At 67.1% G+C, this 11,287-nt stretch carries 7 protein-coding genes, 1 tRNA gene, 2 pseudogenes and 1 riboswitch; of the genes and pseudogenes, 6 read left to right on the top strand and 4 right to left on the bottom strand.

Features of this window, described 5'->3' with window-relative positions:
• Positions 1–138 precede the first annotated feature (138 nt).
• The gene (locus LW587_RS08810) at positions 139–2,385 is read right to left on the bottom strand and encodes a hypothetical protein (RefSeq protein ID WP_232629217.1); all 2,247 of its coding nucleotides are present in this window, start codon (positions 2,383–2,385) and stop codon (positions 139–141) included.
• A 199-nt stretch (positions 2,386–2,584) separates the two neighbouring features.
• Positions 2,585–4,444, bottom strand: coding sequence for a M10 family metallopeptidase (locus LW587_RS08805; protein WP_232629216.1), 1,860 nt, complete (start codon positions 4,442–4,444; stop codon positions 2,585–2,587).
• 207 nt (positions 4,445–4,651) lie between these two features.
• On the opposite strand from LW587_RS08805, the pseudogene LW587_RS08800 reads away from it, so the two are divergent.
• Positions 4,652–5,434 (top strand): annotated as a pseudogene (locus LW587_RS08800) (IS5 family transposase).
• Positions 5,435–5,494: 60 nt separating this feature from the next.
• Here the strand turns inward: LW587_RS08800 and LW587_RS08795 are convergent.
• On the bottom strand, positions 5,495–6,367 hold the full coding sequence (locus LW587_RS08795) for a class I SAM-dependent methyltransferase (protein WP_232629215.1): 873 nt from the start codon (positions 6,365–6,367) through the stop codon (positions 5,495–5,497).
• Positions 6,368–6,569: 202 nt separating this feature from the next.
• Here LW587_RS08795 and LW587_RS24135 point away from each other — a divergent pair, with 202 nt between their 5' ends.
• The gene (locus LW587_RS24135) at positions 6,570–7,271 is read left to right on the top strand and encodes a tyrosine-type recombinase/integrase (protein ID WP_332839828.1); all 702 of its coding nucleotides are present in this window, start codon (positions 6,570–6,572) and stop codon (positions 7,269–7,271) included.
• On the opposite strand, the gene LW587_RS08790 is transcribed toward LW587_RS24135, so the two are convergent.
• Positions 7,228–7,303 (bottom strand) — tRNA-Ile (locus tag LW587_RS08790). The two genes, LW587_RS24135 and LW587_RS08790, sit on opposite strands and share 44 nt — an antisense overlap.
• A gap of 198 nt (positions 7,304–7,501) precedes the next feature.
• Here LW587_RS08790 and LW587_RS08785 point away from each other — a divergent pair.
• The 4 genes and pseudogenes from LW587_RS08785 to LW587_RS08770 form a co-directional block, all read left to right on the top strand.
• Positions 7,502–8,541: pseudogene (locus LW587_RS08785) on the top strand (ISAs1 family transposase); the annotation flags it as partial.
• A gap of 217 nt (positions 8,542–8,758) precedes the next feature.
• A riboswitch (TPP riboswitch) is annotated at positions 8,759–8,882 on the top strand.
• Positions 8,883–8,956: 74 nt separating this feature from the next.
• Positions 8,957–10,171 (top strand): glycine oxidase ThiO, encoded by a 1,215-nt coding sequence (thiO, locus tag LW587_RS08780; protein ID WP_232629214.1) that lies wholly within the window; start codon positions 8,957–8,959, stop codon positions 10,169–10,171.
• Entirely contained in the window at positions 10,168–10,380 is a 213-nt protein-coding gene (thiS, locus tag LW587_RS08775) for a sulfur carrier protein ThiS (RefSeq protein WP_232629213.1), read from the top strand. Before thiO ends, thiS begins: the two co-directional genes overlap by 4 nt.
• Before the next feature lie 2 nt (positions 10,381–10,382).
• Entirely contained in the window at positions 10,383–11,195 is an 813-nt protein-coding gene (locus LW587_RS08770) for a thiazole synthase (protein WP_232629212.1), read from the top strand.
• Positions 11,196–11,287 lie beyond the last annotated feature (92 nt).

The raw sequence follows: 11,287 nt of genomic DNA, 5'->3' as shown, positions 1-11,287 counted from the left end.
GTCGGAGGTGGCCGCGGCCACCCTCCGACGGCGCCGTTCGGCGAACAAACCCAGCCCTCCCGGTTCTACACCGGGCGGGATCGGACCAACGAACAGCCCCGCCCGGCGACCGCCGGCGCGGGGCTCTTTTTGTCTCCCTCACACGATGAGGAAGTCAGCTGCCGTCAGCACGGCCTTGTTGTCGAGCACCGCGACCTTCACCTTCAGTCCGGCGCCCGCACCGTCGGCGTCGTAGAACAGTTCGCCGGTCGACTGCTTGTAGAGGATGCGGTCATCCGCATCCGCCGTGCCGGTGGTGATGTTCTTGAACGTGGCCGGCTCCAACTCGCCTGTCGTGAGCGCGGTGAAGAGGCTCTTCGACAGCCGGATCGTGTCCTCGGAAGCGAAATCGGTGATGCGGTCGACGTTGGCCCAGCCCAGCGCGTTGGCGAAGACGAAGGTGTCGGCCCCGCCCCGGCCGGTCAGCACGTCGTTGCCCAAAACCCCGTTGAGGATGTTGGCGCCGTCATTGCCGATGAGCGTCTGGCTGTGCGCGTTGCCGATCAGGTTGATCGCCCGGTCGCCGGCCGACTGGAGAATCCGCAGCTCCTCGATCTCCTGGCCGGCGGTCAGGGTGTAGCTCGCCCCCGTGGCGACCGCGTCCCGGCCACCGCCCGCCGCCTCGATCACCCGGTCGCCGGATTGGTCGACGAGGTAGGTGTCGTTGCCGTCCCCGCCGGTCAGCGTGTCGGCCCCGCTGCCCCCGTCGAGACGGTCGTTCTCGGCGCCACCGTAGAGCGCATCGCTGTCCGCGCCGCCATTGAGCGTGTCCGCGCCGTCCTCGCCGTAGAGCGTATCCGAACCGGCGTTGCCCGAGAGCACGTCGTTGCCGCTCAATCCGCGCAGCAGGTTCGCGCCCGCATTGCCGTTGATCTTGTTGGCCAGAGCGTTGCCGGTGCCATCGAGATCGGTGACGCCGGTCAATGTCAGGTTTTCGAGGTTTGTGCCGAGCGCGAACGAGACCGAGCTGGACACAGTGTCGATGCCGGTGGCGTCGTTGCTCTCATCGACGAGGTCGCCCGTATGATCGACGAAATAGGTGTCGGACCCGGAGCCACCAATCATGAGATCCGCGCCGGCCCGGCCATCCAGGATGTTGTTGCCGCTGGTGCCGATCAGGGTGTTGTCACGGCCGTTCCCGGTCCCTTGGACGGCATCGCCGGTGAGCACCAAGGCCTCGACATGGTCGGTGAGCTGGAACTGCAGGGCATCGCTGTAGACGACGTCGTAGCCCTCGGCGTCGCTCTCCCGCACCATCGTGGTGCTGGCATGAACGAAATAGCTGTCATTGCCGAGGCCGCCGATGAGCTCATCGTTGCCGCCGACGGCGCCCGTGAGGGTGTCGTCCGCCGCGTCCCCCGTGCCGACCAAAGCCGTCAGGGTGTCGCCGGCCGCGAGGGCCGTGTTCATGTGAATGTCGGTGATGGCGAGGCTGCTCGAGACAGGCCCGGTGAAGCTCGACAGATCGACGGTGAAGCGCCCATCCGCGCCGATGGCGACGGAGCGCGTGTGAACGCCATCGCTGAACTGCGCGACGGCGCTCGCATCCGCGTCGAGCCCCGACACCGTGAAGGCCACCTCGTTCGCGGTGAGCTTCGTGACGATCCGCGATTCGCTTCCGCTGAACGTCAGGGTCGCCGCGTCGCCAGCGTCCGCCCGGAGGTCGACGACGACGGAGCGCGTCAATTCTTGGGCTGTGTTCCCGGCCAGGTCCGAGACGTTCACGTGAACCGTGTAGATGCCATCGGGGACATACTGGCGGAACAAGGCATGGGTCGGGGACCCGGCCCGGATGGCCGACGTCATGACCCCGTCGCCGACGGGATTGTTCGGGAAGGGCCTGACGATCGGGGCGGCGCTGAAAACCGTCTGATCGATCGCGAAGGCATCGCTGGAGAAGCTGACGACGCCTTTCAAAGAGACCCCGCCGGCCGTCTCGACGCCGAGGCTGCATGCATTGAGAAACAGATCGCCCTGCAGAACCTGCGCATTGATGAGCGTCAACCCGGTCTCAACATCCGTCGGCAGATCGGCATTGGCGCCGTCGTTCATGCGAAAGAACGTCAGGGTCGGCGCGACGGTGTCGAGCTGCAGGGTGAGTTGGGCGGTCTCGACGGTGTCGCCGACCTGCTGCCGGACCGTAAGGGCGTGGGCGCCGTCCGCGAGGGTGGGCGCATAGGTGAAATTCCCGGCCTCATCCGTCGGGATCTCGGCAAGAACGGTGTCTCCCTCGAGGAGGGTCACCGTGCTGTTGGCGCGCCCGGTGCCGGTCACGACGGCGTCGGACGTCACACCATCACCGATCTGATAGGTGTCGTTCAAGAGACGGAGACTGACGAGGGACACAGGACAATCCTAGCCGCGGACACGCGCGCCCTGGACACTGCGTCCAAATCGTAAGTGAATGCTTTCTTCCTCGAACCCATCCACGGGCGCGCGCCTCACCCTGATCCGGCGCGATCGATGACTGCCCCGCGCGGCCTCCGGGGCCGGGAGGGCTCGGCCCCATCCTCCGCGGTGAGGCCGGCTCGGGGAGCGCTGCGCTTTACACGACGAAGACGTCGTCGGCCGTGAGTGCCGCCTTGTTGTCGAGGACCGCGATCTTCACCTTCAGGCCGCTGCCCAAACCGTCGGCGTCGTAGAACAGTTCGCCGGTCGATTGCTTGTACAGGATGCGGTCGCTCGCATCGACCGTGCCGGTGGTGATGTTCTTGAACGCGCTCGCAGCGAGCGGGCCCGGCGCCAGCGCCGTGAAGATGTCGTCCGACAGGCGGATCGTGTCGACGCTGGTGAAGTCGGTGATGCGGTCGACGTTGCTCGCCCCCAAGGCGCTGTTGAAGACGAAGGTGTCGGCCCCGCCCCGGCCGGTCAGCACGTCCTTGCCCCAGCCGCCGTTGAGCAGGTTGGCGCTGTCATTGCCGATCACCGCCTGGGCGAAGGTGTTTCCAGTCAGGTTGATCGCCCGGTCGCCGGCCGACAGGAGGATGCGCAACTCCTCGATCTCCTGGCCAGCCGCGAGGGTGTAGCTCACACCCGCGGCGACCGAGTCCCAACCGCCGCCGGTCGCCTCGATCACCCGGTCGCCGGGCTTGTCGACGAGGTAGGTGTCGTTCCCGCTTCCGCCGCTCAGCGTGTCGGCCCCTCCGCCGCCGTCGAGGCGGTTGGCCGCAGCATTGCCCGTGAGCGCGTTGGCCGAACCGTTCCCGGTGGCGCTGAGGCTGGCACTGCCGGTCAGCACCAGGGTCTCGACGTTGGCGGACAGGGTATAGCTGACGCTGCTGCGCACCGTATCGGCGCCGCCCCCGAACGCCTCCACGACCTGGTCGCCCAGGTTGTCGACGATGTAGGTGTCGTCGCCGCCACGGCCTGTCAGAATGTCCGCGCCCGCACCGCCGTCCAGAAGGTTGGCCGCGGCGTTGCCGGAGATCCGATCGCCGCCCGATCCGCCGATGCATTGGCCGATGAGGCTGCCATAGGCGATCGTGAGGGCGGCCGTGCCGTTGTACTGGTCCGGCAGGGTGATCCCGAACGGCAGCGATTGCTGGATCGGCAGCGCATTGACCGCCCCGGGATTCATGTCGATCGTGCATCCCTGCGAGAAAGCCGAGAGATCGATCGTGCTGTTCGGTCCGCGGTCGAAGATCGTCTCGAATATCGGGCTCGTTGGTGCCAGGGTGTAGATTTTGTTTCCTGGTGCCGTCTGTACCCCATACAGATATTGCAGGGCGGCAATATCGAAGAGTCCGTAGGTCTGCGGCGCGAGATCGGCGGAGGAATAGGAGTAGCTGCTGGCATTTCCGCTGACGACCGCAACTTTCGACGGTTCGAATGCCGTGTAGGACATCAGCGTGTTGACGAAATGGTCCTGATTTGTCGGAAGAACCGAATTCGGATCCCCGGCGATGTTGGTCTCGAACGGGTGCTTGAGGCCGAGGGCATGGCCGATTTCGTGCAGCAGTGTGTGCCAGCCCTGCCCGCCAATGTCGTTGGCGCTGATGTCTCCGGGCACGAAGTTGCTGCTGGTGAGACTCGACGATCCGGTGTTTGAGAGAACGACGACGGCATTCGTGATGCCGGAACTGCTATAGGAATACGTCGCCCGTCCGCCGACGCCGGAGCCGAACGGCGTCAGATCCGCATTGCCGAACTGGAGTTGCGCGCTGGTCGTGTTCGTCTCGACGAAGGTAATCTTCGTCAGCGAGCTGATGTAAGCGAGCGCCGCTCGCGTCGCGGCGATCTCGACCGGCGTGAAGGGCGTGAAGTTGCCGTAACCGGGAGACGTTGCGGGCTGCGCCGGTGGGAATCCGTAGGTGATGGTGACGGCCGACCCGACCGGGGCGAATCCGTTCCAGCGCGCGAAGGTTTCCGAGGCAAGAAGATCGTAGACGTAGTCCGGCGCGGCCATGGCATCGTCTCCTGATCGGATGGCCCTGACAGGGTTATCGCGATTTCGGGCGGGTGTCTTGATCCGCGCGCCGGATCAAGCCCGATCGCCCGATGGCCTCCATTCGCGGCGCCCCAGGGCAATCGGGTGAGTTTGGGGGGGACATCGGTCTGAGAGCCTGTTTGACCGGTTTGTGTCGTGGTGCGTTGGCCTTGGAAGGAGAGGCCGATGTGGACGGAGACGGATCGGGAAATTTACCGGGACGAGGGGCGGCGCTACCCGAGCGACTTGACGGACGAGCAGTGGGCAACGATCGCCCCGCTTCTGTCGGGCTAGGATCCGCTGACGGCGGACCACTGCCCCTGGCGTTAGCTGCCGACGGCCTTCGGGCCTTGGGAGACGGTGCGCACGTGGCACGACCGCTTCCGCGCTGATGGGTTATGGTCCGACCTGGCCGCGTTGCTGACGCGCGCCGTGCGGCAGAAGCGCGGACGTGCTCCTGAGCCGTCCACGGGCATTCTCGACTCGCAGAGCGTGGCGTGCGGTTCGCAGGCGGGTCCGCGCGGCACGGACGGCGGCAAGAAGGTGCGCGGCATCAAGCGTCACATGCTGACCTGCTCGCTGGGCTTCGTGCTGGCCAGCCTCGTCACGGCCGCCAACGTGCACGACGCGCAGGCGGCTGGGATGCGGCTCGACCGGGCGGCGCAGGATGGCTGGCATCTGGAGCGGATCAAGGTCGACGGCATTTATATCGGACCGCGGATGCGGGCAGCCGCCGAGCGGCATGATCTCGATGTCCAAGTCACGACCCGCGAGCGTGACGCCAAGGGGTTCAAACCCCTCTCGCTGCGCTGGCGCATCGAAGGAACGTTCGGCACGCAGTCCAATCGCTACCGCCGCCTCACCCGAAACCTGGAGCAAAGCCCGATGGCGGCAGACGATGCCATCAATATTGCAAACTGTCGCCGCCTGATGCGGGCCTATCACCGCACCGAAAGATGCCAAACCTAATCAAACAGGCTCTGAGAAGGTATGGAGGGTGGGTGTCTTATGCCCACCCTCTCCCTCACGTCACCGCTTGCGTAGAGTAAGGACAGTTTGCGTGTCGTCCTTGAGCCTTGGACGAACGCTTACCTCAAACATGCGCCCCCACACATCCTTAATGTAATCGATGTGGGTGAGCACATTCGATGAGTAGGAGCGCTCCCCATCATACCTAAGGACGATCTTGCCACGCTCCTTCAGCTCCTTCAGGATATTATCGTTCCACCGAGGGTGCCCTGTGAAAGGCCCGTAGCCGGGCCACTGAGGGGTCATAAGCTCAAGATCGTTGCTTGTCGTCGCCGTGACGATCGCAATGCCCCCTGGACGAAGCGTGCGGCGAAGCTCTGCCAGCCACTGAAGCTCGAAGACCTCGATGTGAGTGAAGACCGACTGGGCTTGGTAAACGTCTACCGAGTTGTCCTCCAACGGCAACGTGGGAATGGAGCTATTCTGAACCCCCAGCACATTTTTCGGGAGGTAGCGGTTCACCCAGCACACGTGACGCCAATTGAGGTCGAAGGCCCAGTGCTCCTCGAAGGCTTTGAGATACGCGAAGTGCCGGACGACCCGACCTGACGCAGCTCCGAGTTCCACGAACCGACGCCTCGGAACCCCGAAAGCATTCGCGAGAGCCAACGTCTTGTGAGCTTCTACGAGGCCTGAAAGCCAATACTCATAGTTGCGGGGTCCATAGTAGCCTTCACGGTCTTCCGCGATCGGGAGCGGGGAAGTGTCCATCTCCATCAATTCCGGAATGCTGAAGCCTGATTTCCAGCCAGTCAGGTCTACCGTCCAGTTCTCCCTTTCCTCAATATCTCTAACGCGCGGTAAGACATCAAAAACAGGTTCGTCTTGGCTATTTATCGCAATGTAATCTTCCCAAATTTTATCAAACGCCATTCGCTACCCCTGCGTCATGCGGCCTAATCGATGCATACCCCCGAGGGAAGACGCTGTCCATTTCACAACCTGCTTATCCACCCCTGCACGTATGACGGCTCCCTCACTTACATCAGGGGGCCTGTAAGGAACCCCTCATGATCCCTTGGGCTACTCTGGCCGAAGCTTGCCAGAGATTGGCCGTCATCACCGGCCTTTTCCGATGGGCCGTCCGCTCCGGGCATGTGCAACTGGATCCTACGAGCGGCATCAAGCTCCTCGGCACCGGTCGCGAGAAGGAGGGGTTCACGCCTGGACTGACGATGAGGTGGCTCGGTTCGAAGCGCGTTGGCCGGTCGGGACTCGGGAGCGCCTGGCCCTCGATCTGCTGCTCTTCACCGGGCTGCGCCGCGGGGATGTGGTGCGAATCGGTCGTCCGCATGAGCGCTCTGGCGAGTTCACGATTCGCACCGAGAAGACCGGCATCGTCGTCGTGGCGCCGATCCTGCCGCAGCGCGCCCGAACGTTGTCGGCCTCACCAGTCGGGGAGCCCACCGTCCTGTCGACTGTGCGCGGGACGCCCTTCGGCAAGGAGTCGTTCGGCAACGGGTTCAAGAAAGCCTGCCGCGCCGCTGGCGTGCCGGGCTCGGCGCACGGCCTGCGGAAGGCTGAAGCACGCCGCGCGGCTGAGGATGGAGCCACCGAGGCGCCGCTCAACGCTCTGTTCGGATGGGCCGATGGGAGCCGGGAAAGCGCGATCTACACCCGCACGGCAAATCGGGCAAAGCTGGCCCGACAGGCGCGTGGTAATCCCGCACCAATCGACCCGGTGCGGGATCTATCGGAAATTGTTGAGCTGCCACAAGCGTTTGCGAAACGCATGGTGGGCCCGGCAGGACTCGAACCTGCAACCAGACCGTTATGAGCGGTCGGCTCTAACCATTGAGCTACAGGCCCTTTCGGTTATGTTTCAACAGCTTGCGCCCTGTTCGGGAAGCGGTTGGCAGAACCGTCCCCACGAGTAGCCGGGGCGCGGAGCTTCGGCAAGCGCCTCCGGCCTCTCGCCCAAGGCAATCGCTTCAGCGTGAGGAGGCGTTGGTTCTCGGGATGGGCCTTTTGTGATTCACGCGGTGGCTTGCCTCTGGTGAGCCGCCGATGCCGTCCTCGCTGTCGATCCTCGACCACTTCTCGGCCCTGACCGATCCGCGCCAGAGTTGGCGCGTGGTCTACCCGCTGCCCGAGATCCTGCTGCTGGTGCTGTGCGCCACGCAGTGTGGCATGGACGACTTCGTCGAGATCCGGCACTGGGGCGAGCAGCGCCTCGACTTCCTGCGCCGCTTCCTGCCCTATGAGCGCGGTCTGCTGGCCCACGACACCCTCAACGATGTCGTCAACGCGCTCGACGCCGACCTCTTCAAGGCCTGCTTCACGGCCTGGGTCGAGAGCCTGCGCGAGGTCGAGCCCGATCGCATTGCCATCGACGGCAAGACCTCCCGGCGCTGCCACGCCAAGTCCGCGGGGCGCGCCGCCCTGCACACCGTCTCGGCCTGGGCCGCCCGTCAGCGCCTCGTGCTCGGCCAGGAGGCGGTCGCCGACAAGAGCAACGAGATCACCGCCATCCCCCATCTCCTGGAGCGGCTCGAACTCAGGGGCGCCCTCGTCACCCTCGATGCGAGGGGCGCGCAGGCCGCCATCGCCTAGACCGTCGTGGCCAAGGGCGGCGACACTCTGCTGGCGCTCAAGGCCAACCGTCCCGTCACCCACGACGACGTCGTGTGCTTCTTCGCCGATCCGGGCGCGTCGATCGCCGACACCGACGAGACCCTCGACAACGACCATGGTCGTCTCGAACGTCGCCGCGCCAGCGTGTGCCACGACGTCACCTGGATGACCTCGGCTCGTCGTTATCCCGACGAGCCGCACATGCCCCCTCTGGCGATGATCGGCCTGGTCGAGACGCAGGTCGAGCGCGACGGCAGGACCGGGCACGAGCGGCGCTACTATCTCTCTTCGGCCAACTCTCGTCGGCCAAGCTCGACGCCAAGATCTTCGCGGCCGCCCTGCGCAGGCATGGGCAGATCGAGAACCGCCTGCACTGGGTGCTCGACGTCGTCTTCCACGACGATCTCGTACGCCGGCGGACCGGAGCGGGCCCGCAGAACCTGGCGGTCGTGCGCCACATGGCCATGAACCTCGGGGCGATCAACCCGCGGGGTGAATGGGGTGGGGGAGCGGGAGACCGTCACGCCGTTTGGGTTCGGCGCTTGCGCGCGAGGGCGGCGTGAGCCGGGCGCGTGGTGTGTCGGGATCGCAGACGGCGGGATCACGGGGGGGCGGGATCACGGGGGGGCGGGATCACGGGGGGCGGGATCACGGGGGGATTGACCCGCGCCGTTGCCGGCGCCACATCGGGCTTGTTCCAGGGAGATCCCCGACAAGGGGCTGAGACACCGCTATCGCCGTCATCCGGCCGCGCGGAAATCCTTTGAACCTGATCCGGCTCATACCGGCGTAGGGATTGGACCTCCAGGGCTGCCGCAAGGACCGGCCCGCTTCCTCCGCGAAGCAGAAGGTGCAGTTCCTGCGGGCGACCCGCGGAAAGGCGCACCGATGTCCGACCTGCTGACGTCCCCGTTCGAGCGGCGCCGCGGCCTCGCGGTGGGCCCGCACGCCGCCGCGCTTCCGGAACGGGCCGACGTCGTCGTGGTCGGCGGCGGCCTGATCGGCCTGTCGATCGCGTGGCGGTTGGCGCAGGCGGGCCGCGCGGTGCTGGTGATCGAGCGCGGCCGGGTCGGAAGCGGAGCGAGTCTCGCGGCGACCGGGATGCTCGCGCCCGCCGCCGAGCACGAGCCGGGCTCGGACCTTCTCCTGCCGCTGGCGCTCGAATCGCTGCGGCGCTGGCCGGCTTTCCGCGATGCGCTCCAGGCGGCCTCCGGCCTCCCCATCGATTACCGCGAGGACGGTGCGGTGGTGCTGGCGGTCGGCCGCGACGAGGTCGAGCGCCTCCGCTTCCGCTACGATCTCCAGCGGCGCTCGGGCGTCGCCGCCGCGTGGCTGTCGGGTCCGCAGGTCCGCGCCCGCGAGCCGCTGCTGCGCCCCAACGTGACGGCGGGCATCCACTGCCCCCTCGACGCGCAGGTCGATCCGCGCCTCGTCATGGCGGCGCTGCTGCGGGCCTGCGAGGTGGCCGGGGTGAGCATCGTCGAGGCGACGGGCGTCGACGCCCTCGACCGGGCGGGCGGCCGGGTCGTCGGCGTGTGGGCCGGGGGCGTGCGTGTCGGCGCCGAGGCCGTGATCCTCGCGGCCGGGGCCTGGAGTGGCGAGCCCGGGCTGCTGCCTGACGGCCTCGCCCTTCCGGTGCGGCCGATCAAGGGGCAGTCTTTGGCCCTCCGCACGACCCGGCGCACCGGCACCCTCTCCGGCATGGTCTGGACCGCGGAGGTGCACATGGCGCCCAAAAGCGACGGCGGTCTCATCGTCGGCGCAACCGTGGAGGATTGCGGCTTCAAGGTTGGCGTCACCGCGGGCGGGCTGTTCGCGCTGCTGGAGGGCGCGCGCCGGGTTCTGCCGGGCATCGAGGAGATGGAGGTCGAGGCGGTCTGGAGTGGCTTCCGGCCGACTTCGGACGACGACGCGCCGATCATCGAGGAGGCCGCGCCCGGCCTGCTCGTGGCGACGGGCCACCACCGCAACGGCTATCTGCTGGCTCCCGCGACCGCCGACGCCGTCACGGACCTGCTCGACGCTGGCGCCCTTCCGGCCTTCGCCCGCGGCTTCACCCGGGCGCGGTTCGGGACGAGGGACGAGGGGAGGGCTGTGGCGTGAGAGTGAGCGTCAACGGAGAGACCTGCGAGCGGGAGGCGGCGGACCTCGCCGCCCTGTTCGCGGCGGAGGCCGAGGAGCGGGGCATCGAAAGTCCCGAGGGCATCGCCATCGCGGTGAACGGGCGCGTGGTGCGCCGGGCCGCCTGGGGCGAGACGCCGATCCGCGAGGGCGACCGCATCGAGATCGTCCGCGCCATGCAGGGAGGCTGACCATGAACCACCACGACACCACCCTCGCGCCCCCCGTGGCCGGGACCGGCGACGACCCCCTCGAGATCGCGGGCGTGCGGCTCGGCTCGCGGCTCTTCATCGGCACGGCGGGCTATCCCAGCCAGGAGATCATGGCGCAGGCGGTGCGGGCCTCGGGCTCGGAGGTCGTCACCGCCTCGATCCGCCGGGTCTCTCTCCAGGGCCACGGCTCGGACACGTTCCAGAAGCTGAAAGGCGCCCGCTTCCTGCCCAACACCGCGGGCTGCGAGACGGCGCGCGACGCGATCATGACCGCCGAACTCGCCCGCGAGGCTCTGGGCACGACCTGGATCAAGGTGGAGGTGATCGGCGACCGCGAGACGCTCTACCCGGACGTGACCGAGCTGATGGAGGCCTGCCGCCACCTCATCGACGACGGCTTCACGGTTCTGCCCTACTGCAACGACGATCCGGTGATCTGCGAGCGGCTGGCCGATCTCGGCTGCGCCGCCGTGATGCCGATGGGCTCGCTGATCGGTTCCGGCATGGGCATCGCGAACCCGGCGAACATCGAACTGATCTGCCGCCGGGCCAAAGTGCCCGTCATCGTCGATGCCGGCATCGGCACCGCCTCCGATGCGGTGATCGCCATGGAGCTCGGGGCGGCGGCCTGCCTCATCAACACGGCGGTGGCCAAGGCCGACGACCCGGTGCGGATGGCCGGGGCCATGCGCCACGCCGTCGCGGCCGGACGGCTCGCCCATCTCGCGGGCCGCATCCCGCGCCGGGGCCGGGCCGAGCCGTCGAGCCCGCAGCTCGGCCTCGTCGGCTCCTGAGGCGCAGGTGGGGCGGGACCTGCCGGCCCTCCTCGTCGTGACCGACCGGCACGGCGCGTCACGGCCGCTCGTCGACACGGTCGGGGCCGCGG

Origin of the sequence: Methylobacterium sp. Leaf118, assembly GCF_920984675.1 — a bacterium.
Classification (GTDB): Bacteria; Pseudomonadota; Alphaproteobacteria; order Rhizobiales; family Beijerinckiaceae; genus Methylobacterium.
The sequence above is the reverse complement of the archived record's forward strand: the minus strand, read 5'-3'. Positions and strand labels throughout refer to the sequence as shown.

Coding starts and splice junctions, on each gene's coding strand:
- LW587_RS08805 (WP_232629216.1), bottom strand. CDS start 4,444: ATGGCCGCGCCGGACTACGTCTACGATCTTCTTGCCTCGGAAACCTTC.
- LW587_RS08795 (WP_232629215.1), bottom strand. CDS start 6,367: ATGGCGTTTGATAAAATTTGGGAAGATTACATTGCGATAAATAGCCAA.
- LW587_RS24135 (WP_332839828.1), top strand. CDS start 6,570: ATGGGCCGTCCGCTCCGGGCATGTGCAACTGGATCCTACGAGCGGCAT.
- thiO (WP_232629214.1), top strand. CDS start 8,957: ATGTCCGACCTGCTGACGTCCCCGTTCGAGCGGCGCCGCGGCCTCGCG.
- LW587_RS08770 (WP_232629212.1), top strand. CDS start 10,383: ATGAACCACCACGACACCACCCTCGCGCCCCCCGTGGCCGGGACCGGC.